23 protein-coding genes and 1 tRNA gene are annotated in these 25754 nt (G+C 59.4%); 16 read left to right on the forward strand and 8 right to left on the reverse strand.

Annotated elements, in window-relative coordinates; genetic code table 11:
* Positions 1 to 59: 59 nt before the first annotated feature.
* The 3 genes from NKI10_RS26410 to NKI10_RS26420 are packed head-to-tail and all read right to left on the reverse strand — an operon-like array spanning position 60 to position 4373.
* Positions 60 to 2036, reverse strand: a complete 1977-nt coding sequence (locus tag NKI10_RS26410) for a hypothetical protein (protein WP_352862281.1) — start codon at positions 2034 to 2036, stop codon at positions 60 to 62.
* Positions 2037 to 2040: 4 nt separating this feature from the next.
* A complete protein-coding gene (locus NKI10_RS26415) occupies positions 2041 to 2505 on the reverse strand; it encodes a hypothetical protein (RefSeq protein ID WP_352862282.1) in 465 nt (154 codons plus the stop codon).
* Positions 2502 to 4373 (reverse strand): AAA family ATPase, encoded by a 1872-nt coding sequence (locus NKI10_RS26420; protein ID WP_352862283.1) that lies wholly within the window; start codon positions 4371 to 4373, stop codon positions 2502 to 2504. The genes NKI10_RS26415 and NKI10_RS26420 overlap by 4 nt, the downstream gene beginning before the upstream one ends.
* A gap of 512 nt (positions 4374 to 4885) precedes the next feature.
* On the opposite strand from NKI10_RS26420, the gene NKI10_RS26425 reads away from it, so the two are divergent.
* From NKI10_RS26425 to NKI10_RS26480, 12 genes are all read left to right on the forward strand, one after another.
* Positions 4886 to 6163, forward strand: coding sequence for a tyrosine-type recombinase/integrase (locus NKI10_RS26425; RefSeq protein WP_352862284.1), 1278 nt, complete (start codon positions 4886 to 4888; stop codon positions 6161 to 6163).
* On the forward strand, positions 6163 to 6681 hold the full coding sequence (locus NKI10_RS26430; protein ID WP_352862285.1) for a hypothetical protein: 519 nt from the start codon (positions 6163 to 6165) through the stop codon (positions 6679 to 6681). Before NKI10_RS26425 ends, NKI10_RS26430 begins: the two co-directional genes overlap by 1 nt.
* A gap of 92 nt (positions 6682 to 6773) precedes the next feature.
* Positions 6774 to 6974, forward strand: a complete 201-nt coding sequence (locus tag NKI10_RS26435; RefSeq protein ID WP_352862286.1) for a helix-turn-helix transcriptional regulator — start codon at positions 6774 to 6776, stop codon at positions 6972 to 6974.
* Positions 6971 to 7165: a hypothetical protein gene (locus NKI10_RS26440; RefSeq protein WP_352862287.1), complete on the forward strand. Its 195-nt coding sequence runs from the start codon at positions 6971 to 6973 to the stop codon at positions 7163 to 7165. Before NKI10_RS26435 ends, NKI10_RS26440 begins: the two co-directional genes overlap by 4 nt.
* Before the next feature lie 316 nt (positions 7166 to 7481).
* A complete protein-coding gene (locus tag NKI10_RS26445) occupies positions 7482 to 7991 on the forward strand; it encodes a hypothetical protein (RefSeq protein ID WP_352862288.1) in 510 nt (169 codons plus the stop codon).
* A 351-nt stretch (positions 7992 to 8342) separates the two neighbouring features.
* Positions 8343 to 8735, forward strand: a complete 393-nt coding sequence (locus NKI10_RS26450) for a hypothetical protein (RefSeq protein WP_352862289.1) — start codon at positions 8343 to 8345, stop codon at positions 8733 to 8735.
* Positions 8732 to 10234, forward strand: coding sequence for a terminase large subunit domain-containing protein (locus tag NKI10_RS26455; protein ID WP_352862290.1), 1503 nt, complete (start codon positions 8732 to 8734; stop codon positions 10232 to 10234). The genes NKI10_RS26450 and NKI10_RS26455 overlap by 4 nt, the downstream gene beginning before the upstream one ends.
* Before the next feature lie 14 nt (positions 10235 to 10248).
* Positions 10249 to 11037, forward strand: a complete 789-nt coding sequence (locus NKI10_RS26460) for a hypothetical protein (RefSeq protein WP_352862291.1) — start codon at positions 10249 to 10251, stop codon at positions 11035 to 11037.
* Positions 11038 to 11045: 8 nt separating this feature from the next.
* On the forward strand, positions 11046 to 11396 hold the full coding sequence (locus NKI10_RS26465) for a phage upper tail fiber protein (protein WP_352862292.1): 351 nt from the start codon (positions 11046 to 11048) through the stop codon (positions 11394 to 11396).
* A gap of 7 nt (positions 11397 to 11403) precedes the next feature.
* Positions 11404 to 14340: a hypothetical protein gene (locus NKI10_RS26470; RefSeq protein ID WP_352862293.1), complete on the forward strand. Its 2937-nt coding sequence runs from the start codon at positions 11404 to 11406 to the stop codon at positions 14338 to 14340.
* Positions 14330 to 14707 (forward strand): hypothetical protein, encoded by a 378-nt coding sequence (locus tag NKI10_RS26475; RefSeq protein ID WP_352862294.1) that lies wholly within the window; start codon positions 14330 to 14332, stop codon positions 14705 to 14707. The genes NKI10_RS26470 and NKI10_RS26475 overlap by 11 nt, the downstream gene beginning before the upstream one ends.
* Positions 14707 to 17178: a hypothetical protein gene (locus NKI10_RS26480; RefSeq protein ID WP_352862295.1), complete on the forward strand. Its 2472-nt coding sequence runs from the start codon at positions 14707 to 14709 to the stop codon at positions 17176 to 17178. Before NKI10_RS26475 ends, NKI10_RS26480 begins: the two co-directional genes overlap by 1 nt.
* Before the next feature lie 4 nt (positions 17179 to 17182).
* Here the strand turns inward: NKI10_RS26480 and NKI10_RS26485 are convergent, their stop codons facing one another.
* Entirely contained in the window at positions 17183 to 17341 is a 159-nt protein-coding gene (locus NKI10_RS26485) for a hypothetical protein (RefSeq protein ID WP_352862296.1), read from the reverse strand.
* Between the two features lie 674 nt (positions 17342 to 18015).
* On the opposite strand from NKI10_RS26485, the gene NKI10_RS26490 reads away from it, so the two are divergent.
* Both NKI10_RS26490 and NKI10_RS26495 read left to right on the forward strand, forming a co-directional pair.
* Entirely contained in the window at positions 18016 to 18495 is a 480-nt protein-coding gene (locus NKI10_RS26490; RefSeq protein ID WP_352862297.1) for a hypothetical protein, read from the forward strand.
* Positions 18492 to 18881: a hypothetical protein gene (locus tag NKI10_RS26495; RefSeq protein WP_352862298.1), complete on the forward strand. Its 390-nt coding sequence runs from the start codon at positions 18492 to 18494 to the stop codon at positions 18879 to 18881. Before NKI10_RS26490 ends, NKI10_RS26495 begins: the two co-directional genes overlap by 4 nt.
* Positions 18882 to 19324: 443 nt before the next feature.
* Here NKI10_RS26495 and NKI10_RS26500 read toward each other — a convergent pair whose 3' ends face one another.
* The 4 genes from NKI10_RS26500 to phaC form a co-directional block, all read right to left on the reverse strand.
* Complete coding sequence (locus tag NKI10_RS26500; protein WP_352862299.1) at positions 19325 to 20119, reverse strand: hypothetical protein; 795 nt, start codon at positions 20117 to 20119, stop codon at positions 19325 to 19327.
* 97 nt (positions 20120 to 20216) lie between these two features.
* Positions 20217 to 20291, reverse strand: a tRNA-Glu gene (locus NKI10_RS26505).
* Positions 20292 to 20613: 322 nt separating this feature from the next.
* Positions 20614 to 21735 carry a D-Ala-D-Ala carboxypeptidase family metallohydrolase gene (locus NKI10_RS26510; protein WP_245275043.1) on the reverse strand — a complete coding sequence of 374 codons (1122 nt, stop codon included), beginning with the start codon at positions 21733 to 21735 and terminating at the stop codon, positions 20614 to 20616.
* 360 nt (positions 21736 to 22095) lie between these two features.
* Positions 22096 to 23931, reverse strand: coding sequence for a class I poly(R)-hydroxyalkanoic acid synthase (gene phaC, locus NKI10_RS26515; RefSeq protein ID WP_352862300.1), 1836 nt, complete (start codon positions 23929 to 23931; stop codon positions 22096 to 22098).
* A gap of 97 nt (positions 23932 to 24028) precedes the next feature.
* On the opposite strand from phaC, the gene NKI10_RS26520 reads away from it, so the two are divergent.
* Positions 24029 to 24439, forward strand: coding sequence for a hypothetical protein (locus NKI10_RS26520; RefSeq protein ID WP_023667627.1), 411 nt, complete (start codon positions 24029 to 24031; stop codon positions 24437 to 24439).
* Between the two features lie 90 nt (positions 24440 to 24529).
* The gene (locus tag NKI10_RS26525; protein WP_023681615.1) at positions 24530 to 25747 is read left to right on the forward strand and encodes an LL-diaminopimelate aminotransferase; all 1218 of its coding nucleotides are present in this window, start codon (positions 24530 to 24532) and stop codon (positions 25745 to 25747) included.
* Positions 25748 to 25754: the final 7 nt, after the last annotated feature.

Genomic DNA, 25754 nt, shown 5'->3' on the forward strand with positions numbered 1-25754 from the left:
AATTGGCCGTCCGACTCCATCGCCGGAACGGGGTGGTTGGGCTTGCGCGGCATAGTAAACTAAGCCGCGTTACGGTCGCGCGGTTTCATACGTGCTGGCACATTCGCCTTACGAATTACGTCCGCGATATGGCTAGTGAGACCAACCTCGCCTTGCAATTCGACGCCCTGGTCCGGTTCGAGGTTAGCGATGAGTTCGCGTAACCTCTCAAGCCCTTGCGAAACTTCAAAGACTGTCCAATGTTCGGCTTCCCCCGGCACAAGCATGTCGGCCGAGCTCCTAGTTGCGCCGCGATGCATCTGCACCACCCACGCCCGATCGCCATCGTGAACCCACTCAAAGCGCAACGGACCTAATTCGGCCGCTTGGTCATGTAGGCGTTCGACGTCGGCTAAAATCGATTTCGGAAGTGGCTCTGGCTTGGCTGCGCCTTGCATAAAACGATCGCCTGCGCCGCGCAGCCCCTCGGTCGCGATCTCCCCGGTCTGGAGTACGATAGACGCACCGGAATAGAGCGGCTCGACGCTTGCCTGTCCCAGAATCGAAGCGATCGCGTTATGCTCCGGATCCTGCTCTTGCATGATCCTAAAAGGGTCGCTCCAGCCCCGCGTTGTCGTGAACTTGCCTGGCACCTGCTCGATAGGTGCAGTCCGGCACCAGACCTCAGAGGAACCCGTTGCCTGGCCGAATATAAACGGCGCGACACGCCTATTGATCACAGTCGTACGCGGTACCGGCAGCCCGAGATGATGAGCCACGAGAAGCCCAAAAACCTTGTCACCAATCATCTTGCTAAATCTGTTGGGCCATTGGACCACAGGCAGCAAATCTAACTTGTTGTGCTCGGCAATTTCCCATCCCAACGTGTGCGTGTGACGCCAACCGCGTGGCCGGGGATGAAGGCTGAATTCCAGGCGCGTGTTTTCGGGGACTGCCAGATCGGGTTCGAAACCGTAGACCGTCGCGAGAAGCCTAAGTCCCCAACCTAGAGGTAGCGAGGCGGCGCCTGCCTTTTCCACCGCGCGGGGTGTGTCGTCGGGCGCAAATTCGATTATCTTGCCAAGCACAACCCCGGAAACGCCGCCATCGTAGATATCGACCGTTTCATTGACGATGGTATGCAGACCCTCGCGCGTCAGGCGCGCAACGGCATCCACGACATCGTTGGTCCGTGCTAAGCCATAGATGAATTCGCGGCTGAGAGGGCTTTCGGGTGTGAAGCTTCGCACATTGACGGAGCCGTCAGCACTGCGCGCGAGAAGTGTCTCTGCAACTTCGGTAACGCCGGAGAATGTTCGGTTTGGCTCTTCTCCAAGGACGCGCGAATACGCCTGTTTCGCCTTGCCGCGATGAGGTTCGTAACTGACGAACTGCGCTACGTTGATCAGTTCGGCAAGGCTATCCAGCGAAGCGTCCTTTCGCGGAACCCCACCGCCAGGTACATAGACGATGGTTGGGAGAGTTGCTTCGAGTTTGTTATATGCAGCGCGCAATGTGTCCCGGAGAACGATCGGCGGCCGGGGTAGCGCCTCGATGCGCGCGAGCGCACGGTCGATCGCGGCGACACCATCTCGTGTAACGATTGGCGATCCGTCAACGCGAGCGGTGGGGATACCTTCGAGATGCGCGCGGCAGAATTCGGACGCGCTGCCTGCGCTATATTCCCACCCATCCATCAGTAGAATGCGGCACGCGTGATCTGGGATGAACTGTTGCCATAGCTCAAGATAGTCCTGCTGCGACCAGCCGCTGACAAACAAGCTGGCTGGCTCGACTACAGGCTCCGAGCTTCTGGAGCGGAGCAGTTCGGCCGTGACCTTGAGCTGATTCTCATTCGGGGCGATGACTTGTTCAACGAGTTCAGCCCGATACGCTTTGGAATCGGGCTTGAGCTGATGTCCAGTCTCGCTCCACCATTCGATGAACCGCAGCCCTGTCGTGATTGGACCGCTGAGATAGGTGACTTTCTGTGATCCGAAGGCAGAACGCCAAGCTTGGCGAAGCGCACTTAGGGGCTGTGGGAGTTGGGATGTCATTTCCTTATTCCGGGCCCCGCCCTTTTACGAAATTCGAGGCTTCCTCTTGGAGCTCAATGTCGCTAGCGAACACAGCCGGTCTGCGAGTCTTCTTATCAGCCGTGAACAAAGGCTTGTTGTCGAGTTTCAGCCCCCCCTCAAGGAGCATGCCCTCGCGCGCCGCCATCTCTACGAGAGGAAAGAACTCGCGTTTGATTGCGTCGTAATCATCTGTTTCATCAAATGCACCGTTGTACAGGCGTAACGTCGTGGTGCGCCCCCAGTCCCGCAACTCGCGTTCAAGTTCTTCCGCGCTTTGCTTACTGCTGGTCTGGCGCATGACGCGCGCCACGGCCGCCTCGATGTCCTTATAGCCCAAGAAGAACGACGCCTTCTTTAGCGGCTCCCAAAGTTTTCTTTGCTCTATTATGTCGGGATGCAGCGGATGTTCGGGGGATAAGTTCTGCTTGCCAAGGAACTCTGAGATCATCCTCTGCCTTGAGTCGGAATCGGGTGGGAGAAGCAAATAATTTTCATCGATACGCCCAGTTCTACGGATCGCCGATCGATGCGATAGGCGTAGTTTGTGGCCATGATGAAAATGCAGCGCTTCGCACCGCGCAGGTTGTTGAGTTTGGTCAGCATCCCAGGTGTCATAAACTTAAACACAGTTTCTTGCTGCCCGTGCCGCTTCGAGCTTCGATCCAAGACGAGCTCGTCGATTTCATCGAAGAGGATCACGACATTCGCCTGCGCCTCCAGCACCTCAAAAATCATCTTAGCCCGCGCTTCCACCTCACCTCCACCGCCTGCTAAAAAATCGCTGACGGTGATTGTGATGAGCGAAAAGCCGAGGGCATTGGCCAGGTTTTTGGCTACGCTGGTTTTGCCTGTGCCGGGCGGGCCATAAAGCAGCATCGAATAACTGCGGGGAATACCCTCAAGCCAAGGGATCAGGAATTCCTGTTCGACCTTTCGATAGGTCTCGAAGTATGGACCCAGTAGCTTGACCGGCTCAAAGCTTTCTCGCAGCGAAACTTTGTCATCTGCTGCTTCGGCTGTCACTGTCGCTCGGGCTCGCTGCCCGTCCTGGGTTTGGCTGCTCCACGATTGTTCAGCGCGTTCAGGCTTGCGTACATCGAAGCGGGACAGGCGGAGTGTGGTGCGGGCGATATGGTTGTAGAGGCTGCGTCGGTATCCGAGAAGGAAAGCGACTACTTGAGAAGTGTCCCAAAGTTGAACCGAGTTTGGATCGGCGACGTGGTCTGAATGCCAGCCTGAAACTCGCGACTGCGATCCCTTATTGACAGGAACTGTCACGCGCCTCGCAGCGAGCCAGTTCCAGAAACGACGGAACAGGGCGATGTAGCGTTCGGAGCGACTGTGGAACGGCTCGTCCCTGTCAGGCCGCTCGCAGCACCACAGCAACGAATTGGCCGCCTCCACGCTTATTGGAAAGAGGGCAAATCCCTTCTCGGTGCGCAGGAAGGGTTTGCTCGGGCGCCAGTGTGCGCTGGTTGATTGCGCCTGTTCGAGGACATCGAGGATACGATCGAAGAGGCGTACATCGATAGCTTGCTCCGATAGGCGCAACACACCTTCTAGGGAAAAGATCAACTCGGCCGGATCGAAGCGACTGTCTGGAATATGCGAATAGGAAAGTTGATCGTGGAGAGTACTCTCAAAATACCGGAGGTAAGTTGCCCTTTTTTCAAATGTTTCCTGTTTCAGCGATTGTGCCGCGCGTACGGCTAACAATGGGACGAATGCATTGGCTACGGTTTTCGATTTGGTCTCGGTATCTTTCTTAAAGAAATCGGCGAAGTCATTGACTGGATCAATCTCCGTGAGCTTTTTTACGACCGCCTTGGCATCGGCTGATAGGTCATCAGTGTCCCCGGATGTGGCCGACAGAACCTCAGCGAGAAACGACAAAGTTAGCGGGTCGTTAGTGCCATAGGAAGGAGAGTACGTTATTTTCCGGACTTCATCTGTATTCGGCTGGGTGTCATCCCCTTTTAGCTTTGAAGCCAGCGTTTCAAACGCCTCATTCCGCGCTTTATCTAGGGTTGTCCGGTATGGCTTGCCGATATCGAATGCATAGGCCGGACGCGCGGCACCTTCGCGCTTCGATTCGCGCAGAAGGTCGATTGCGCGGATCATCATTGTCATGGTGCTATGGGAGATATGGGCTTTGTCTATTCGGAGGTCAGGAATCTCGTAGGGCCAGTTCTTGCTCTTAGGATCGAACGTTTCAGTGATCGTCTTTCCAGTTTCTGCCAGCACGCGGTCGATTGCGGCAATATCTTCCCGATCGCGTTGGATGCCATCGCTGAGATAGGATTCGAGAGTTTGCAAAATGGCCTCGGATGTTCGTTGTTTCGCGCCACGAGCGGCCGAGTCTCTATAAGGATACTGTAGCGCCAAGAAAAGGGCGACCGGAGACGCTCCACCTGAAACAGACGGTTCTCAATCTCAATATGAGCGATGCCCCTGCTGGCTGCAATTCGGCGCAACAAGTCTGCGGACGGTCCGCAGATGAAGGGGGTAGCGGCCCCAGCGACCAGCATAGGCTGCCCGATTCTCGCCAAAGGCGAATCCGCACTATTACCCCGTTTTTAACCCGGAGGCGTCTAAAGACACCGAGGTGAAAACCTAACATGCTGATTTTTTTAGAAATATCTGGTACGCCCAAGGGGAATCGAACCCCTGTTACCGCCGTGAAAGGGCTTCTAAACCGTCCAGCCCTGTCTAGCCACATTTGATCAGCTCCTTTTCCCGTAAGGTTTGTGCCCAGTTGCGTTTGTGCTTGTCCAACGCAGTCCACGCCTGTATATTGGACAAATAGTTGGACACGGCAGGGCAGGGACATGGCAAAAAGAGTTCGTGACGCTACGCTTGATAGCAAGGATGCGCGGGCAAAACTGAAACCGCGCGGCAAGCCTTATTATAAGAGCATCGGTCCGGGTCTTCATGTCGGCTACCGTAAGGGCAAAGAGGCTGGCCGGTGGGTTGTTCGCCTGTATGTCGGCGATCAGGACTACCGCGTCGAGACCATCGCCGATGCCGACGACAAGCTGGATGCAAACGGCAACACGGTCCTTTCCTTCTGGCAGGCCCAGGACAAGGCCAGGGAGCTCCACAAGCGGCTCTCGGGCGACAGCGGGGAAGTTGCCGGCGTCTACAGCGTTGAAAAGGCCATGGCGGATTATCTGCTTTGGATGGAGGGGAACCGGAAATCCTCCAGAGACGCTCGTTACCGCTCCGAGGCGCTGATCTTGCCAGAACTCGGCAGCATCGATGTTTCCAAGCTCACAGCCACCCAGATCCGGAAATGGCATAGCAAGGTTGCCGCGACCGCGCCGCGTCTCCGCAGCAAGAAGGATGCCGAGCAAAGGTTCCAGGAACTCGGGACCGATGCGGAATCGATCCGGCAGCGCCGCGCCACTGCAAATCGTGTCCTTACCATCCTCAAGGCTGCGCTGAACTACGCTTGGCGCGAAGGCAAGGTGACGTCGGACAAGGAATGGCGCCGCGTCGAGCCGTTCGAAGACGTCGAGAGCGCCCGCGTCCGCTATCTGACGATCGCCGAGGCGCAACGGCTGGTGAACGCCTCAAGCGGTAACTTTCGGGATCTCGTACAGGCCGCGCTTCAAACCGGTGCCCGATACAGCGAGATCGCTCGGCTTCATGTCGAAGATTTCAATGCTGACGTGGGCACCCTGACCATTCGGGAAAGCAAATCCGGCAAGGCGCGCCATGTCGTCCTGACAGATGAGGGCAGCGAGCTTTTCCAGCAACTATCCCATGGTAAGCATCACGGCCAGTTGCTCCTGACCACCGAGGCCGGCGGCATATGGGAGAAGTCGCATCAGTTCCGGCCGATGGTCGAGGCTTGCAAAAACGCGAAGATTGTTCCCGCGATCGGCTTTCACGGCTTGCGGCATACATGGGCGAGCCTGTCGGTCATGAACGGAATGCCGCTGATGGTCGTTGCCAAGAACCTAGGCCACACCGACACGAGGATGGTTGAAAAGCACTATGGGCACCTATCGCCATCCTACGTTGCCGACGCAGTGAGGGCAGGGGCGCCACGATTTGGAACGGTAAAGCCATCCAACGTTGTTCGCATCGAGGGGGGCATGTGATGGTCAGCTTTGTCCCCCCAGGCTATTCAGAGCTTCACACGGTCGTCGCCCGGCACGATGCCGAGACGGTGCGCAACAAGCTCTTTGCGGGAGAACTCCAGGCGTTTCGTTACAACGAGGCCGAAGGCAGGTTTTACGAGATTTTCCAGGAAGACTGGTCAAAGGCGATCGCGACGAGGTGGTTGGAAAGTGGAAAGTTTAGTACGAACACGAGAGACCCTTGGGGTTGGGGTGAGCCAATTTTGATCGCCAACCCGAAGCCGAAACCGGAGCAGCGGCCGGCACCGAACCTTGATGATCTTTATCTGTCGCCATTCATGGTGTTGATGGTCGAGGCGATCAGAAAATTCGACATTCGGGCCGATGGACCGCCTCCGCTCGTCAAAACTCTTGTGCATTTCTTTGAGGGACAAACGTTGCCGGGAGGCAGAAAGGTCTCAACCAGAATGGCAGAGGCAATGGCCACAGCAGTTAGACCTCCTGAAGCTATGGACGGGGGGAGCCAATCTCACGGTTGAACCCTTTACCCCCTTGCTCCGCACCCCCACAACCGTAGAGAGAAAGTCTGCGACCGTCCATTTTGGCGTTGTTTCCAACAGGAGCAACCCCAATGGACTACACGTTCGAAGCCTACAGCATTCCTGAATTTTGCGCCGCGCATAGGATAAGCCGCGCGACCTTCTACAACCTCATCACCGCCGGCACCGCGCCACGGACCATGAAGGTGGGCGGGCGTGTCCTGATTTCGAAAGAAGCAGCAACCGATTGGCGCAAGGCCTGCGAAAAGGCCTGCGAAACGGTGGCGGCATGAACAGCCTCACCCCTCCAGAGCATGAGCATTCCGCAGCCATCACACTGGCGGCCGAATGGCTTCGCGAGCATCCCCGGAACCGGATCAATAGGCCGATCATCCCGACCTTGAGGGCGACCTTTGGCTTGACGATCACCGAGGCGATTTTCGCGGTGCGAGAAGCCAACATGCGCGGTCAGCGTGCAGCATGAGCCAGCTAGAAATGGAAACCGCCCCCGGACTGGCATCCGAGAGCGGCAAAGAAGAAAAGTCCACACGCACTTCTACGCTTTCCAACATGACCCCGCAAGCACGGTGGGCCGCGGCTAATCCGCAGGCCGTCTGGGCTCACCAGGCTCTCCGGAGCGCTCTTAACAGGGGATTGGTGATTCAGGAGCCCTGCGAAGTTTGCGGCGCCTCGATCGCGGAAGCGCATCACGATGATTACGACCGGCCGATGGATGTCCGTTGGTTCTGTCGGCTTCACCATAAGCGGGAACACCGCCGGTTGAAATGCGAGGCCACAGGATGAGCGGCAACACTCGCCCCTTCACCATGGTTGCGCCCGGGCTTCACAGCTCGCGGCGTTACCTCAGTCTCGATGACAGCGGCAGGGCACTGTTTCACTACGTGTTGACCGGACCGCACCAGACAAGCTGCGGCTGTTCCCAGATCAAGCCTGGCTACGCCGCCGCCGATCTTGGCTCATGGGATGCCGCCAAGTTCGTACGATACCGCGCCGCGCTTCTGGATGCCGAGTTGATCGCCTTCGATGCCGACACCGACGAAATCTACATCGAGCGCTGGTTCAAGCATCACGCCAAGGGCTCATGGAAGTACGCCAAGTCCATCAAGGGCCAAATCTCCAAGATCGAATCCGACCCGATCCGGGAGAAGGCCGAGGAAGACTTTATGGCAACACCAATGGGCGAGGCAGCCGTAGAGGCCGACGGTGCAGAGCGGACCAGCGAGAGACCGTCACCAGCCAATGCCGGCAGCCGATTGCTGAACAGCCGAATCATGCAAGGGGGTCGATAGGGCATGGATAGGGTATCAAATGACTATCGATATACGGAGACAGAGACGGAGAGGGAAACTGAGACTGAAACCATACCTTCATACTGAAACTGAAAAGAGAGACTTGAGACCTCCGCTTTGAGTGAAGGGGTGTCTGGAGAAATTCAGGAGCCGATTTCATTCCCGAGAAACTTCACCGACGCATTCCCGAACACGCTGTCTTTTTCCTCGCTGACAAGCCCAGAAGCCACGTTGACGCCTCTTCAGGGCGGTAACTTGTACAGCGTTAGACGGAAATAGAGCAATAAATACAGTGCTGTAGCGCCGCGTTTCGGCTATGATGTCCAACAAATGGACCATAAGAGGCTCAAATTGCTTGCAGATGCCGACCCGATAGACACCGAAAGCCAGGCTGTTGCACCGTCGAAGGGTGCGAAAGCTAGGCTGCGTACGCTTGATGATCTCGACCGCAGGACCAGGGCAGCACAGGCCACGTTCGAGCTCCGCGACCAGATAGCCAAAGACCTTGGCGGCATCGATCGCCTGTCGGCTATGCAGCGCGAGATCGTGGACGGTGCAGCACTGCTCGGTGCCATGATCAAGGATGCCGGTGCAACGTACCTGTCAGGCGATCCTGTCGACCTTGGCGAGTTCATGGCCCTGACCAACGCGCAACGCCGCTTGCTTGCTGATGTCGGCCTGGAGCGTCGAGCCCGTGACGTCACGCCTACGCTTCAGGACATCATTGCGGGCCGCGCCGCATGAATATCCTTGAGGCATGTGAAAGCCCACGGCTCTTTGCCCCTTGGTTCACCAAGAACCGGGATGCATATGCCACGTGGTTCGCATTCCTCGCCGCTCTGTTTGGCTTGCCTATGTCGGACGACCAGTTGGCGACGTTCAAGCATCATACGGGGCGCACAGAGGCACCCACAGAGGCCGGCAGCGAGGCTTGGCTGATCGTCGGGCGCCGTGGTGGCAAGTCGTTTGTGATGGCCCTCGTGGCCGTCTTCCTGGCCTGCTTCTTTGAGTATCGCCAATACCTCGCACCAGGTGAACGCGCGACGGTCCTGGTGATCGCGGCTGACCGCCGGCAAGCCCGAGTCATCATCCGCTACATCAAGGCCATGCTGACCAAGATCCCCAGCCTCGCGCTGCTGATCGATCGGGAAACGGCCGACTCGTTCGACCTGACCAACTCAGTCACCATCGAAGTTGGAACGGCATCATTCCGCTCGACGCGTGGTTACACCTACGCAGCGGTCCTGGCCGACGAGATCGCGTTCTGGCGCACCGATGATGCAGCCGAACCTGATTTTGCGATTCTTGATGCAGTCCGGCCCGGCATGGCGACTGTCCCCAATGCAATGTTGCTCTGTGCCTCGTCACCCTATGCCCGGAAGGGTGCGTTGTGGGACGCCTACAAGCGCCATTGGGGCAAGGATGGAACCCCGCTCGTCTGGAAGGCCACGACGCGGGAGATGAACCCCACCGTTCGGCAATCCGTCGTGGACGCAGCCTTGGAACGGGATCACGCAGCGGCTTCGGCAGAGTGGCTTGCTGAATGGCGCGCGGACATTGAGGCCTTTGTTCTGAGAGAAACGGTCGAGGCTTGCGTCACCTTGAACGTGACGGAGCGCGCTCGGGCTAATGGCATCGCCTACAAAGCCTTTGTCGACCCATCCGGCGGCAGCAACGACTCGATGACCCTGGCCATTGGCCACAGGGCAGACGGCAAGGCGGTCCTTGATGCCACTCGGGAGCGTAAGCCGCCTTTCTCGCCCGAGGGCGTCGTGTCGGATTTCGCAGCGCTGCTCAAATCCTACGGTATCTCGTCGGTGACCGGCGATCGATATGCCGGCGAATGGCCGCGTGAACAATTCCGCAAGCACGGGATTGCCTATGTGGTTGCCGACAAGCCGCGCTCGGATTTGTATCGGGATCTTCTGCCGGTCCTGAACAGCCGCACGGTTGAGCTTTTGGACGACGACAAGCTGGTCAATCAGATCGTCGGCCTGGAGCGTCGGGTGGCGCGCGGCGGCAAAGAATCGATCGACCACGGTCCAAACGCTCACGACGACATCGCGAACAGTGTTGCTGGCCTTGTTTCGCTGCTTGAGCCGAAACAGCCGGCGCCCACCCCCTATTCAGTCGCATTCACCAGCTCTGGAGGCGGCCGTTCATCGGCTTATTCCATCCGGGTGGGCGGAAATGACCCCTATGAAACGCTAGACCGCGCCCTTGCGCAATCAACCCAGCGATAAGGAACACGTACACCATGAACCGCATTGAAACCCTGGAATCCCGCTGGCGCCCTGAGTGGTCGGACCGGTCCGATCTGTCGCGGCTCAAAGCCGCCTTCAACAAGGCCCTCTACTTCGTCGACACCGTACCGAAAAGCCGCTCACAGCTAGCTGGGCCGGGCACGCTATCGGACAAGGGGCTGCGCGAGGCCGTAAGAGCTCATGCGGCAGAAAAGGTGGTCCCCGATCTCCGCCGGGCAATGTGGGAGACCGAAAGGACGGCGAACGGACTCAAGAACGAGCTTTCTCGGCTGGCAGTGCCAAGACAGCACGACAAGACCGATGTCGCTGGGGCAATGCTGCGGGGCGAAATCCGTTCGATGCTGCGAGGCATGGAAAACGGTGAGCGTATCGGGTTGATCATGTCAGATCCGACATACCTTACCGCCGCATTTGAAGGCCCCGCAGCGCTTTCCGGCCTGTCGGAAGATCTTCGCACCGAACTCGAACGACGCATGATCGAGCAAGCCCATGGGCCGGCGACCGAGGCTATCAACAGCGCCAAGGAAGCGGTGGAGTTAACCCAGGCTGCCGTCGAAATGGCGGTGAGCGCGGTGAAGACCGAAGGGGCCTTCGATAGCGATCATGTCTTTGGTGCATGGCTGGCGACCGCCAGCGCGGAAGTCGAGCGTGAGATCGCCGCCGAAAAATCCAGATATGAGACCCCTCCGACTGCAGCGGAAGCGCTCTCCGTTCCAAGCTACCGGTTCCAGGACGGTGAGGTGGTTAGAGACGGCTTCCATATCTTCCAGGTAGCGGCTTAGGGGGGCAAATGAAGGCGCTCGCAACCAACGAACAAACCGTTGTCAGCCTCCCGGCTTACACATCGCTCTCGATTGCAATTTCGGGAGCCGGGGCGGGAACCATTGAGCGTCTTGGCAATAACCCTGGCGAGGCATCGCTGGGGACGACGGCGCTCAATGCCAGCACGACGGTAGGCCCGTTTGCCGTACCGACCAGGCACGCCCTCCGATGTTCGATGACCCCTTTTACCTATGACACTGCCCCGGCGGATTTCCCTGCGGTGACATCGGCGATCGAGCGCATCACCACGCTTTCGCAGGCCGAATATGACGCGCTGTCGCCGGCCGACGCGACGACGCTTTATCTGATTGTAGGGTAGCATCACCATGTCCGACCAAGCCGGTTCCGTCACAATCCAAATTACGGCCAACACGACAGCCTTTGAGGCGGCGCTTGCGCGCGCAAAACAACAGGCGTCCACGTTCGATGCGCAGATCAGCGCGCAGTTGAGTGGCGCCGGTGTGTCCCAAGGCTTGGCCAAGATCGCGGCGGGCGTCGAGCAGACCAATGCATTGCTGACCAAGATGACGGGTGCCGCCGGCACATCGGCTGCAGCCTTCAACAAATTGGCCGGGGATGCTACGCATGCGAGCGCAGCGATTTCGGGTGTCAATGCCAGCACAGTTGCGGCGGCTTCGTCCGTGGGCAAGATCGCGTCGGAAGTCAGCACCGCTTCCGCCAGTTTGCAGCGTGCGGTTAGCGTAAACCAGTCATTTGCCGCATCAAACGCGCAATTGAGCGCGGGCGGCAAGCTTGCATCGTTCGAACTGCGTAACCTTCAATTCCAGATGATCGACATCGCGCAATCGATCCCGATGGCGTTTCAATCGCCGCTCTACTTCCTGCAAAACCTCGGCTTCCAGTTCGCGCAGATCGGTCAGATATTCATGGGCAAGGGTGGGCTCAGGGCTGCCGTTGGCGAAATGGGGAGCATGGTGGGGAGCATCCTGGCCAGCTTCAGTAGATTGGCTGCCGGGGCAGCGGGTGCGCTGGCAGGCATTGCTACGGGCGGTCTGGTGCTTGGCTTCAACTCTATCCGCGATGCAGCCAGTGAGGCCGAACATCGGACGGTTGGGTTCGGGGAGACGTTCAAGGCCATCTTCCAGACCATTGGCGGGTACATCCAAAGCAGTTCGCTCGGGACCGTCTTCAATATGATTGCGGACGGCGCCAGTTATGCCTTCGAGAAGCTCGGCTCGGCTGCCGTCGACATCGCCGAACTGGTTATCAACTCCTTCCATGCTGCATACGTCGACATCGTTGCCGGATGGAGGAGTTTCCCCGACCAGCTTGGGGCTTTCTTCGTGGGCGCCGCCAACAACGGCATTGCCGCTCTGAATATGCTGGTGAAGAAAGCAAGCGACGCGGTTGACGAAATCTCAAAGGCCCTGAACAACATCCCAGGCGTTGACATTCCGCTGCTCAACGCCGGCGACCAAGCCATCAAGCCGCTCAACAACAAGTATCTCGACAACTTGAAAAAGGAGGTTGCGGACCGCAACGCGGAGATCGAGCGGATCATGAAGTCATCGCCGCTGCGCACATTCGCCAGCGATGTTGTCGATCAGATCGCCACCAATCACGCACTTGAAGGTCTCGACGCGCTCAAAAACATAAGCTTCGGCAATGCGACATCCGGCGCCAATGGCTTCAGCTCGGCGATCGGCGGCATTGGCAGCGCAGCCAACGGCGTGACCGTTCAGTTCGGTGGCATGAGCCAGCAAGTGGTCAATGTTAGCCGCGCGTTCGCGGATGCCAAATTGGCGCAGATGGCGCAGATTCAGGGCACCACCAACGAATTGCACAAAGCGCAGAGCGAAGCAGCCGAGCTTCAGAAGACCCTCGCTGCGGCATCGCAAGCCAAGATTGCTGACGTGTTCGGCAAGGGCTTCGCTGGTGACACCAATGCAGCCACAGAAGCCGTCGAGCGCAACGTCAATGCCATCCACCGGCTGTTTGCGGCTTACGGTACCGGCAATGCCGGCACCTTGCGCGACTTCCAGAACAGTCTCGACATGCTGCGACAGACCCTTCTCGCGCAGGGTGGAGACCCGGTTGCCATCAATGCGTTCTTCGACAGCATTGTCAGCGGGGAGATCAAGGTCAGGCAGCTCAATTCGACCGTCAACACTCTTCACGACAGCATAACGAACCTGCCGAACAAGACGGTCACTATCACCGTTGTCACTCGTCAGGTCGGCTCGGGCACACAATCGCTGTACGATGTCGGAGGAGGCAGCACGGTTGGTGTCACGCGCTACGGCGCCGCACCAGGCTCACAGTCTGGCCCATCGATGACGTCAACCACAGTGCCTCGCACAGGGTACGGAAGCCAAGGTGGCTTCGGTGGAGGCGGTACGTCCACAGTTGGTGTCACCCGGTTTTCATCGACCGGCTCGCAGTTGTCCTCGACCCCGATCTTCAACACCTCAACCAACTCGTGGGGATACACGCAGCCAACGACCTATCAAGATCCAAGGGTGCTGGCGCAAGTTGCAGCGATGTATCCGCAGCGCGCGGCGGGCGGTCCGATCTCGGCCCACATGCCCTATTGGGTTGGCGAGCGTGGTCCCGAACTTGTCATGCCGCAGTCGGCCGGAACCGTCATCCCGAACGCTCAATCAGTGGCTCTTGCCAACCCGCAATCCGCCTTCACAGGACAGGTAGCCACGCGCGAGACCGACCGCATGTGGACCGTCCAGATGAACATCGAGGCGAACACCCGCAAGACCTCTCAGCTTCTCGATGACATCAAGGTTAGGAGCGCAAGCTCCGGGTTTGGCAGCGGTTTGTCGTCCGGCGGTGGCTCGTCAGGTGCTTCATCTGCCGCCGATGCAGACCCGCTCCACGCCGCCTATATGAAGGCCCTCGCAACATGGCGGTCCAACTATGCCGCTATCGGTGGCGTCCAGCCGATTGGCTACGGGCTGGACCGGTTGGCCGCTACACCAGAGCAGATCGCCCGTCGCCAAGTCTACGGCTTCGCTACGGGCGGCATCGACAGCAGCGACACTGAACATGTCGAGTTCTTCAAGAGCCCCGGCGAGAAGGTCATCATTGCCCGTCCCGATCAATTCGCTGACGTGCGGCCAGGAAATTCCAACACGACCACTGCCGGCGCCGATCAGCGTCCGATCGTGCAGACGTTCAACGTTCGCATCGATGCGCAGGGCGGCAACGTCAGCAGGGAAAGCCAGGCCGCGCTAAGGGCGCAGTTCGCTGCGATCGGTCGCGACATGGCGAGGTCTATCAATGGTCGCTGAGCGGTCTTTCCCGCAGACCTACAACGTGCAGAGCGTCGGCGATTGCTTGGGGCCGGTGTTAGCAGGGTCCATGTGGTCGGTGTCAGGTATAGAAGCACCCAGGCTGGGAGATATCGTCGCGTTGTGGCTTGTGCCCGGCCGCTTTTCGGACGGCACGGAAGGCGACTGCATCGGCCACCGCGTGGCGCGCGGCGAAGCCTGCGTCATGAAAATCCTGCTCACCCAGGACGACGCCAGTATCACCGTGATGATGCTCAACCCCATGGCAACGGCGACAATCCAGCGAACCGACATCGTGGCTATGCATCGGGCTTTTGCTGTACGGACACCGGATGGCGATCAGCGCTTGCTCCGAGTGGCCGCCTGATGGCGCGCGCCGAAAGCATTGGATGGGTCGCGCCGACCTACCATGTCGGTCCAACCGCCGACACCGTCAAGCCCGTGGAGCCTGTCTCTGCTGACAGTCCGTTCACGGTCTCCAAGGTTCTTGGCCGGCCTATCCCGATTGTCATTGGGACAGGGGCGGTGGATGGTATCCCGGTCATCGGCGGCGCCAAGACGGTTCAGACGCCAACCGGCTACACGACCGAGCATATCGGATGGGGACCGGAAGGCGGTTATCCTCCGGGCACCACGTTTACTCACAACGGCTTCGCCGGGGCGGATGCGCTGATCCCGACATACGCCACGTCGCAAGTCGCCGCGCTTGGCTATTTGCTCGCCTATGATCCCTTCGGCGACGGCTACAAGCTGATCCGCCTCGAAGTCAACGATGAGGTCGTTTACGACGCCGAACACGGCATTGGCGCTTCGCAAAACTTCCGCTTCTATGGCGGAACACAGACCGAAGCCGACCCGATCACCAAGGCTGTCATTGGTGCCAACGCCGGAGCGTGGAAAAACTTCGCTTTGATCTTCCTGGATGGATTTCCGGCAACCAGCCAGCCGAAGGTCAGAGCCGTGATTTCCAACGCGGCAACGGAGACGGGCACAGGCGGAGATATCGACTGGAACGGGCCGGCGCCAAGCGGAGTGCTCGATGCTTTTCCAAATGGGTCGGCTTATGACCCGGCCGAGGGCGTGATCTATCAGATCCTTGAGCCGACCGACATTCCAGGCCTCAGCCACATCTATTTGGCCGTGCTTGAGGTCGATACATTGGAGGAGCGCTATCGCGTGCCGCTCGAAGGGTCCGAACCCTACGCGGTCGGCCGAGACGTCATTGATTACCAGTTGAGTATCCCGATCGCCATGGCGGCCACCGGCCTGCTCATGGTCCAACTCAGCGGAGCGCCGGCTACGCCTCGGCTGTCAGCGATCTACGATTCCGCGACTGGACACCTCGTCGCCTCGTATCTCGACACCGTGAACATGGAATGGCTGACGGTGCAGCAGTTCGGCCAACTTTGGGTGTTCGTGGGCCATAATTTCGATGCGGGCATGGGTGTCACGGGCGTCTTCGACCCCGCCACCGGTTTATTCGATGTCGACCCTGAAGGTTTCCCCGGCGGCTACCTGATCGTCAACGGCCGGGTGACAACCGGCTTCACATCCTTCTTTGCCGCCACGTCCAGCTTTACGGGCGATGCAGACATCTACGAGCTGCGCTTCGACGGTGATGCGTGGACCTCAACGCTGCTGCACTCGCTCACGGGACTGTCCGGCTTGTCGGCGAGCGTGCTTTGGTTCGATCCGGCAACCGGGTATCTCGTGGTCGGCTCCGCTCTGGATGGCTCGATCAATCGATGGCTCTACATGGACCCTGAAGACGGGTCGGTGATCGACACCTTCGACACCTCGATTATGGGGAACAATGTTTCTTTCTTGCTCCCCCGCTTACACAACCGCCTGATCAGTCAGCCAGGCTATGTGCTGATGCTCTGGTCTGACGGTGATAGCGACGATCCTGTTTATCAAATCCTTTCCCTCGACATCCAGTCGAAGACGATTTCCACCTTCGCCGATGAAGTGGTGCCGCCGTTTACAGATGGCACCCGATTTTCGTACCTGATCGCCGACCAGGGCCGAGCGCTCTGGATGAGCGCCCTTGGCGAATATGTGTGGACCGTCCACAGGCAGCCGAACACCATTCCCGGCGCGGTAAGCGTCAGGTGGATGCTCACCAAGATCATGTCTCTGGCTGGCTACACTCCAGAGGAACTTACCTTCGACGGTCCCGACTGGGGCGGTGACCCAGATCCAGATACGGATGATCCTCCCGATCCTATCGACCCCGCCGTCGATGCTCTGGTGGTTCTCGACTTCTTGGCTGAGACCTACACCCGTCTTGGGGAAACTGTCATGCTGGCCGACATCATCGACAAGCCGGAGCGCGTCGGCGCAAGCGGGCTGGAAATCCTCGACAACGACGTAAACGGGTCGGTCTCGATCGTAGGTGACTTGCTGGCCGATTTGATCACTGCCGATTGGACTGTCGTCATTGAGTTCGAGAAGGTGGCCATAGACACCCTTGCCGAACTGCTGTTCCTGGGCGATGTCGACGTCAATCATACGATCGGTTTCGACGTCTACAACTCCATGCAGGGGTACGATTCCGGGTTCGTGGTCCGACAGATCGAAAATGTCGGTGAGTATCGCAGCGGCGTTCACAAGGCGGCGTTCACACGCACCAATGCGAAAGTCAGCATTTCGACCGATGGCAGCGCGGTCGACACCAACACCACGCCAAACACCACGCTCAACCCGATGGTGGTTGCGGCATTCGGTGGGTTTCCCTTTCCAGACGAGAGCTACGATGCCTGCTTCATCCGCAAGTTCTACCTGTTGCCGCCGCAGGATGACGCTAATCTGCCGGGGCTTTCGGTGATGGTGCCGTAAGGGATCAGCCGGCGATCGCCATTCCAAGGCCGACGCCTAGGCCGATAGCAAGGCCTAGGACAAGCTTGCCGGCCATATCGAGGGCGAAGGCCCGTACAGGGCGCCACGCGTCCTGGCGGGGCTCTGTGAGGGCTTGGGAGAGATCGTCAAAGATCGTTTCCATGGCCTGATTCTAGATCGAACCGGATTCGATGTGAATCCCCCATCGTCGCACGCTACCTGAACGGTGGTGGGCTTTTTTGTACATCAGCGGAACCTGAAATTTGGGGGCTTGTTGATAGAACGGCAGCGAGTGGGTGTTCGCTGCCGGTCGAGGTCCCGCAAGACTCGGCCGGGCTCGCATCGGCCTCGCCGGTAGGTGCGAGCCCACTCACCAAGATGCCGATTTTAATCCACTGCACGGTCTGCTGTGCGGTCTACCCACCAAGCGAACGCTTGAATGCCGCCGACGCACGCGATTATTCCCAGCACAAAGCCGGCAGAAAACAAGAGCATTCGATCCCCCCATAGCTTCGCCCCGTAAGGGCGTGCTTGAACTGTTATACGAATAAGCGCATCTTGTCCGTGGGCTTAGTAACCCGGACCTGGATACGGCGGCGCAACCCTTGGCGGGGCGGCTTCACCGAATAGCGTAGGAAGCCTGCACGGCTTCTGTGCGTATGTGGTGCGCCTTGGCGGGCGTCCCAACTCGGCTTTTATGGCCGGGGGCGGACGCCATGTCCAGAGGGAAACCTTAAAAGCGATCCGGCTTGTCTTCCAGGCAAGTTACTAACCCCCGGCTGCCGCGCCCGATGCGCGGTGCGGGCCTTAGTAAGCCCTTACCTGGGGACACTTCACATGACATCACAGGCAACAACCATCGACCGGCGGCGCTTGCTGCTGGGCACAGGGGCAACAGCGGCGGGCATGGGAGCACTTTCGGTGCTTCCGGTCGAAAGCATAGATGAACGCGTCAGGCGCATCGCTGCGACCCTGTCCGAGGCAATGGACGAGTGGAACCCCGACTGGAGGGCGCGATTGGATCAGCCGGCTTCCGACCCGCTCGCCGACACCATCGCCGAATATTATGCCAAGATGGCAGAGTTCATGGCAATTCCGAACGGCGCGATCACGAGGGAAAACGAGGATGCCCTCGTCGCGGCAACCTATGGGCCGCTGGATGACAAGCTGTGGCACGCAACGCCGCCGGCAACGAGCAATCGGGGCGTGGCTGAAGCGATCCGATATGCCTTGAAAGAGCATTCGCTGATTGATCGGGTGGCAGAAGCCATCTTGATATCGGCGCTGGCCTTCCTCGATCAGGAGCGCGTGTCATGACCGCCCATATCAGGATGCTGAAGCCCTACGGCATGCCCAAGGGAACGGACCCGCGCATATGGCGCCAGTCGGTCGAGAAGCGCCTCAACGACCTCCTAGACCGTGCCATGAGCCTGATAACGGCACTGGATCTCATGCAGGCGGATTGCGATCTGGAGGAAACGGCAGACGACGAGCCGTCTCTGGGCTGGGCGCATAACGGCGGGCAGTCATTCCTGTCCGGAACCGCTCCCAACCTGCCGGCCGGCGACACATGCGATCTTGAGCTAGACAACGCCGACGACGAGGACGGCGCGGACGCTGAGGGTTATTGCCCGGAAGATTACGGCGAGACGATCATGTGGCCCGACGATCTGAAATCGCAGGAAGTGCTTGCTTCGCTGTAAACGGCGGCAAACTTTTCCGCTGTTCGAGCCCGCTGCCTCACGAGGGTGGCGGGCTTTTATATTAGCAATGCATAAAATTCGAGAAGGTCCATGGCATGGTTGTTATCAAACTCGCTGCTATCGTGCCACCTAGTGTCGGTGGATGGGGTTTGCGATGCGCGGGGCTGGATGGATCAAGGGTATAAGGGAGGCCGAGGCTTGCGAGTTGCGGAGCGCTATCGGTCGGCTCGAAATTGACTTGATCGCCGCCGCAAATTCCAAGGGTCAATCTAGGCTTCACGACGTCGCAAACACACTGCGCTGCAAGAAGGCGCGGCTGGAACGTCTGGAGGAGTGCCTCGCTTCAATGACGTCGAATGTCCGGGCAGAGACATCCGAAACCCCGCCCCATGAAGGCCGGCGGTAAAAGGCGGCTCATCATTTCCGAAAGAGAACCCGCTGCCTCACGGTGGCGGGCTTTTTGGCGCTGACCACGTTGTCTCATCCGAAATGTGTTCTAAGACCAATCGACCCTTTGGTGTCACAACTGCATATCCGGGCAAATTTCTGGATGCGTCAGTTGACCATTCTTGAACGGAAGGAACAGCCGCGATGCGCTCCTCGATGAGCCCCAGGCTGGCCATGTCAGCCAACAATATTTCGTTCGTCTCGATGTCACGCCCGTCTACGAAACTCTCTTTTCCGTCGATCGGCAGCACATTCGTCGGTGACTTCATTCCGTCGGGCGACGACCTGACAACAACACCAAGCATTTTAACACGGTCCCACGGGACGTAGTTGTTAGCGGCGTTTGCCTGTGAGCCGATTTCCTTCAACATTGAAATGTGGCCATCCGTCAATCTGTCCAGGATTCCAAAAACCAACGCTGTCAAATTGACGTTCTGCGGCGAATGGAAGACCCCATTCACCGTTGCGTTCCGAAGGGCTTCGAGTTTTTCCTGTCCAAAAGAGCGAGAGGCTATGCTCATCGCATACGACAGAAGGGCTGGGGCGGGCTCCTGCCGCAAAGCTGTCTCTATCTGCTCTCGTTCAAGAAACGCATCTATCTTTTCCGCCAACCCGATTATGAACTGATCGCGCGCGGCCAGTCCTGGGTCTGGAAAGACACCGGCTGCGCCCCATGCGATCGCCGGTCCTACAGCCGGGATAGAGTTCATCAGCATCATCGCAAGGTTGTAGATGGGCTGATGTACGCTGGTCAGTTGGTGGGCGTATTCGGTCTTTTGATCTGTCGCCATCGGGCTTTGTTGCCTGTTACGAACCGGAGGATTCGGAGAGATATTGGCCAAAAATTGGACACTGCCGAAGTGTTTTCAGCTAAGTGCTTGAAAGATCTGGTACGCCCAAGGGGAATCGAACCCCTGTTACCGCCGTGAAAGGGCGGTGTCCTAACCGCTAGACGATGGGCGCGCTCAGACGAAGCGGCTTATAATTGCGTTGTTGCCAACCGGCAACCCATCAGCCGCAAGATGCGGAAACTTTTTTCAAGAGGGGCAAGAAAAGCCAGTTTGGTGAGCCAGCGCAGGTTTCTGGCCTCGCGTCGTTGCACATCTTTGGATGAACGCGCCGCGCAGTCGTCATCCTTGGTCTGCGCTGCGTCGCTGCGCTCCTTGCTTCGCCATAGGATGACGAAGTCGCGGGTGCCTCGGCTAATCTCGAACGTCGCTGATAGCTAATCGGAAAAAACGGCGGGCTGCTAACAGCCCCTCGGCCCGTTTGCCGAATGGGGATGCTACCCCCGCCGGCGGCAGCGCCAGTTCCAGTCGCGCTCGGGGCCGACGTCGACGTGAACGGATTCGGTATGGCAGTAGGTGCCGACGCCGCCGCGGCCGGGCATGGTTCGGATGTAGCTCGCCAGTTCCCATTTGGAGACGCCGGGAACCTGGATGTCGGCGGCGGCGCAATACATGTGCAGCGAATTCTTGGCGCCGTTGGCGCGGCGGTTGCGGGCCGGGTCGCGGTAGCCTGATGTGACCATCATCTTGCGGCCGTAATGGCCTTCGATGGTCTTCAGCACCCGCACCAGCGACGGCTTCAGGCAGGCGACGTCGACGCTCTCGTTTTGCTTCAACAGGCCATTGGGCGCCAGCCGGGCGAGGCCGGCGGCGGAGGCCACCTGATAGGCGCCGCCCGAACCCTCGTCCTCGTTCAGGTCGACGTCGCTTTCGTCGTCGAGGCCGGATTTGCGCTTGATCTCGAACAGCGCCGTCTGGCGCACGCCGGGCAAGGCATCGCTGCCGGTGATGTGGTTGCTCTCGTTGCCAAGCGAGGCAAGCTGCAAGGGCTTGTCGGCGGAATTGGCTGACGCCAGCGTGATGATCGGCTTTGCCGGGGCGGCCTTCTGGGAAGCAACCGCAGGCTGTTCGCCCGAGCGCGAGTTGACCAGCGGAGCAGGTGCCGCCGAGGTTGGCGTGGTGCTGAACAGTGAGGCCAGGAAGCCCTTCTTCGGCGTGTCGATCTGCTGGGGCGCGGCGGTCACGTAGACCTCGTTGGTCGCGGGTGCCGCTGCCGTCGCTTTCGGTGCGGTCACGCCGGCATCGGCGGCGGCGATCTTCTGCGCCACGGCGTCCGTTGCCGCCGCGGTCTGTGCTGACTGCTGCAGCGACTGCGGCGTCTGGCCGACAATGGTTTCGGAGCCGGCGGGAACATTGACCGGGAAGCCGGTGCCGGGCTTGGCCACCGGCACATAGGCGACCTGCTCGGGCAGTGTCGCATCGCCCGCTGCCGTCATCATCATCTGCGGCCCGGTGGATGTGACCTGCACGGTCGAATCGCCCGGCGCCGCAGGGCTGGCGCCGGAAGCCGCGGAGATGTCAGAAGCGGTCGCGTTGTAGCCAGGCATGCCGACGGACATTGTGGGGTCGCCAGCGGAGGTGCAGGACGCCAGAAGCACGGAGAAAAGCGCTGCCGCTATAGTGCGACCTTCTCTCCCCGCGAGACGCGATCCTGCTGATTTCAAAACTAAATTCCCCCTCGGTGTCCGGTCGGCCTGCTATTGGTGCGGCGTCGAAACGTTCACATCCAATAACCTTGTGTTCCCAAACCGGAAACGAGACTTGTGTCAATTCTGCAAGCCTCTGAATTATTTGCTCGTTGGAGGCCAATTGAGGCTTCTTGAAGGTTGACGACACCATTTCGCCCCGTTTTGCCGGCTCGTCAACTCACCAGACATTACATTCCGTTACACACAGGCACCTGCAAAAGGTGCCCGCCGTTACACACGCACCTTCACATAGGTGCCGGGGGCATCACCCAGGGTTTTCATGTGCTTGCCCGGTTTGCGGGCCGGAACGAGGGTGTCGTCCTGGGTCTCGATCCAGTGCTGCCAATGCGTCCACCAGGAGCCGGGATGCTCCACCGCGGAGGCGAGCCACTGGTCAAAATCGCCTGTCGGTTTGCCGCCGGTCCAGTACTGGTATTTCTTGGCTGCCGGCGGGTTGACGACACCGGCAATGTGGCCGGAACCAGCCATCACAAACTCGACCTCACCGCCGAAATATTGCGAGCCGTGAAACACGGAAAGGGCCGGCGCGATGTGATCTTCCTTCGACGCCAGGTTGTAAACCGGGATGGTGACGTCGGCCAGCGACAAAGTGCGGCCGGCGAGTTCCATCACGCCACGCGTCAGATTGTTCTCGAGATAACAGTTGCGCAGGTAGAAGGAGTGGTTGGCGGCCGCCATGCGGGTGGAATCGGCGTTCCAGTAGAGCAGGTCGAAGGGAAGGGGATCCTTGCCGCGCATGTAATTGTTGATGACATAAGGCCAGATCAGGTCGCCCGAGCGCAGCATGTTGAAGGCGGTCGCCATCTTGGTGCCGTCGAGGTAGCCCTTTTCGTTCATCGATTTCTCGACCGCTGCCACCTGGTCCTCGTCGACGAAGACTTTCAGGTCGCCGGCATGGGTGAAGTCGACCTGCGTGGTGAAGAAGGTCGCCGATTTGATGCGGTTCTCGCCTTCCTGTGCCAGCAGTGCGAGTGCGGCCGCCAGCAGCGTGCCGCCGACGCAATAGCCGATGGCGTTGACCTCTTTCTCGCCGGTCGCCTTCTCGATCGTGTCGAGGCCGTATTGCAGGCCTTCCCGTATGTAAGCTTCCCAGCCCTTGGCGCCGTGCCGCTCGTCGGGATTGATCCAGGAGATGACGAACACGGTATGGCCTTGCTCGATCGCCCAGCGGATGAAGGACTTTTGCGGGTTGAGATCGAGGATGTAGAACTTGTTGATCCAGGGCGGGCAGATCAGCAGCGGGCGCTTGAGCACCGTCTCCGTCGTCGGATCGTACTGGATGATTTCGGCGACATCGCTGCGCCCGACCACCTTGCCGGGAGATGTCGCGACGTTCTTGCCGATCTCGAAGGGCGAATAGTCAGCTTGTCTCAGCTTCAGGTCGCCCTTGCCGGCGGCGATGTCTTCGGCCAGCATCTTCATGCCGCGCACCAGGTTTTCGCCATTCGAGGCAACGGTTTCTCGAAACAGCTCCGGATTGGTCAGGATGAAGTTCGACGGCGAGATGGCATTGGACACCTGCTTGACGTAGAAGCTGGCCTTATGGCGGGTGTGATCGTCGAGGCCTTCGGCGTGCTCGACCAGGTCGGCCGCCCAGCGCGAGGTGACGAGATAGGCCTGTTTGAGGAAATCGAAGAAAGCGTTGCGACCCCATTCGGGGTCTTGAAAACGCTTGTCGCCGCGCTCGGGCTTGACCGCATCGTCGGGCGCCTCGGCATTCGGGCTAACCTTCTGGATGGCGTTGCCCCAGACCGTCATGTAGCCGGCGAACAGTCGCGTCTGCGCTTCCAGCGCGCGTTGCGGGTCGGCCAGCCAATATTCGCTGAGCTTGGAAAAGGTTTTTACCATGTCGACCACGGGTTCGGCGACATGATCGCGCACCTCGCCCTTTTCGCGCGGCTCGGCCCAGGCGGAGGCGGCTTTGCCGGCCTGTTCGACCATACGCGCCATGTTCAACGCGAAGCGTTCCGGGTCTTTCACCAGATATTGCTCGACGGTCGAAGATTGATCATCTTCCGCTTTGCTCGAATCAGGTGTTTTGGACATGGCTCGCGGGGTTCCTCCCGAGGCGTTTTCTTGACATATTATCATGGGACATCTGACCGGGTCCAATGCGCTGTACCCCGGCTGCCAGGAAAACAATATGACGATTAACACCGGCGAGACCATTTTTTCGGGGGCAGGCCGCTTTTGCCGCATCGCGGTTGCAATCGCCTGTCTGGCGCCAGGGCTGCTGGCGGCAAGTGGCTGCACGAGCGCCAACACCGGCAACGGGATGAATGTCGGCCTGACCCAGGGCGCGCAGGACACCGGCTCTTATCCCAATCTCAACATCCCACCGCAGGTGGCGGCAAAGCAACTCACCCCTGAGGAGACGCAGGCCAAGCTTGCTCAGTTGAAGGGCGAACAGCAGGGGCAAGTGGCCAAGGGCGGCGGCGGTGCCCCGTCCACCAGCCCGGCGGCGCTGAATTCGCTGGCGAAGAACCATGGCAAGGACACGCTGAAGCAGATCGAAGCCAAATGCGATCCCGCCCTCGACCCTACCTGCAAATAAGGCTATATCGCGCGCCGAAAGCGGTCTTTGCCAAGGGCGCCTAGCCAAGCCAACTGTGCTGAAGCCAATCTTAAATCGTCTGGAACTGACATGGAAGAATTTCACAAGGTCCGCCGGCTTCCGCCCTACGTGTTCGAGCAGGTCAACCGGCTGAAGGCCAGCGCCCGTTCGCGCGGCGCTGACATTATCGACCTTGGCATGGGCAATCCCGACCTGCCGACTCCGAAGGCGATCGTCGACAAATTGTGCGAAGTGGTGCGCGATCCGCGCACGCATCGCTATTCCTCCTCGCGCGGCATCCCAGGTCTGCGCCGCGCCCAGGCCGCCTATTATCAGCGCCGTTTCGGCGTGAAGCTCAATCCCGACACGCAGGTGGTGGCGACGCTCGGTTCGAAGGAAGGCTTCGCCAATATGGCGCAGGCGATCACCGCGCCGGGCGACGTGATCCTGTGCCCCAACCCGACCTATCCGATCCATGCTTTCGGCTTCATCATGTCGGGCGGCGTTATCCGTTCGCTGCAGGTCGAGCCGGATGACGGCTTCATCCCGGCGCTCGAGCGCGGTGTCCGTCATTCGATCCCGAAGCCGCTGGCATTGATCCTCAACTATCCGTCGAACCCGACGGCGCTGGTCGCCTCGCTCGATTTCTACAAGGACGTGGTCGCCTTCGCCAAGAAGAACGACATCATCATCCTGTCGGACCTTGCCTATTCGGAGATCTATTTCGACGGCAATCCGCCGCCTTCGGTGCTGCAAGTGCCGGGCGCCATCGATGTCTGCGTCGAGTTCACCTCGATGTCGAAGACCTTCTCCATGCCCGGCTGGCGCATGGGCTTTGCGGTCGGCAATGAGCGGCTGATCTCGGCGTTGACGCGGGTGAAGTCCTATCTCGACTACGGCGCCTTCACGCCGATCCAGGTGGCGGCGGCGCATGCGCTGAATGGCGACGGCGCCGACATCGCCGAAGTGCGCGAGGTCTATTTGAAGCGCCGCGACGTCATGGTCGACGCCTTCAGCCGCGCCGGCTGGACCATTCCGGCACCGGCTGCCTCGATGTTCGCCTGGGCGCCGATCCCGGAGCCGTTCAAGCATCTCGGCTCGCTTGAGTTTTCCAAGCTCCTGATCGAGCACGCCGACGTGGCGGTGGCGCCGGGCATCGGCTTTGGCGAGCATGGCGACGATCATGTCCGCATCGCGCTGGTCGAGAACGAGCACCGGATCCGGCAGGCGGCGCGCAACATCAAGCGCTTCCTGGCGTCCAGCGCCAAGCAGCCGAACAATGTGGTGCCGCTCGCCGCGCATCGCTAAAGTCGCC

This window comes from Mesorhizobium sp. M0802, assembly GCF_040320115.1.
In the GTDB taxonomy this organism is placed as follows: domain Bacteria; phylum Pseudomonadota; class Alphaproteobacteria; order Rhizobiales; family Rhizobiaceae; genus Mesorhizobium.

Coding starts and splice junctions, on each gene's coding strand:
- NKI10_RS26410 (WP_352862281.1), bottom strand. CDS start 2,036: ATGACATCCCAACTCCCACAGCCCCTAAGTGCGCTTCGCCAAGCTTGG.
- NKI10_RS26415 (WP_352862282.1), bottom strand. CDS start 2,505: ATGATCTCAGAGTTCCTTGGCAAGCAGAACTTATCCCCCGAACATCCG.
- NKI10_RS26425 (WP_352862284.1), top strand. CDS start 4,886: ATGGCAAAAAGAGTTCGTGACGCTACGCTTGATAGCAAGGATGCGCGG.
- NKI10_RS26430 (WP_352862285.1), top strand. CDS start 6,163: ATGGTCAGCTTTGTCCCCCCAGGCTATTCAGAGCTTCACACGGTCGTC.
- NKI10_RS26435 (WP_352862286.1), top strand. CDS start 6,774: ATGGACTACACGTTCGAAGCCTACAGCATTCCTGAATTTTGCGCCGCG.
- NKI10_RS26440 (WP_352862287.1), top strand. CDS start 6,971: ATGAACAGCCTCACCCCTCCAGAGCATGAGCATTCCGCAGCCATCACA.
- NKI10_RS26445 (WP_352862288.1), top strand. CDS start 7,482: ATGAGCGGCAACACTCGCCCCTTCACCATGGTTGCGCCCGGGCTTCAC.
- NKI10_RS26455 (WP_352862290.1), top strand. CDS start 8,732: ATGAATATCCTTGAGGCATGTGAAAGCCCACGGCTCTTTGCCCCTTGG.
- NKI10_RS26460 (WP_352862291.1), top strand. CDS start 10,249: ATGAACCGCATTGAAACCCTGGAATCCCGCTGGCGCCCTGAGTGGTCG.
- NKI10_RS26465 (WP_352862292.1), top strand. CDS start 11,046: ATGAAGGCGCTCGCAACCAACGAACAAACCGTTGTCAGCCTCCCGGCT.
- NKI10_RS26470 (WP_352862293.1), top strand. CDS start 11,404: ATGTCCGACCAAGCCGGTTCCGTCACAATCCAAATTACGGCCAACACG.
- NKI10_RS26475 (WP_352862294.1), top strand. CDS start 14,330: ATGGTCGCTGAGCGGTCTTTCCCGCAGACCTACAACGTGCAGAGCGTC.
- NKI10_RS26480 (WP_352862295.1), top strand. CDS start 14,707: ATGGCGCGCGCCGAAAGCATTGGATGGGTCGCGCCGACCTACCATGTC.
- NKI10_RS26485 (WP_352862296.1), bottom strand. CDS start 17,341: ATGGAAACGATCTTTGACGATCTCTCCCAAGCCCTCACAGAGCCCCGC.
- NKI10_RS26490 (WP_352862297.1), top strand. CDS start 18,016: ATGACATCACAGGCAACAACCATCGACCGGCGGCGCTTGCTGCTGGGC.
- NKI10_RS26495 (WP_352862298.1), top strand. CDS start 18,492: ATGACCGCCCATATCAGGATGCTGAAGCCCTACGGCATGCCCAAGGGA.
- NKI10_RS26500 (WP_352862299.1), bottom strand. CDS start 20,119: ATGGCGACAGATCAAAAGACCGAATACGCCCACCAACTGACCAGCGTA.
- NKI10_RS26510 (WP_245275043.1), bottom strand. CDS start 21,735: ATGTCCGTCGGCATGCCTGGCTACAACGCGACCGCTTCTGACATCTCC.
- phaC (WP_352862300.1), bottom strand. CDS start 23,931: ATGTCCAAAACACCTGATTCGAGCAAAGCGGAAGATGATCAATCTTCG.
- NKI10_RS26520 (WP_023667627.1), top strand. CDS start 24,029: ATGACGATTAACACCGGCGAGACCATTTTTTCGGGGGCAGGCCGCTTT.
- NKI10_RS26525 (WP_023681615.1), top strand. CDS start 24,530: ATGGAAGAATTTCACAAGGTCCGCCGGCTTCCGCCCTACGTGTTCGAG.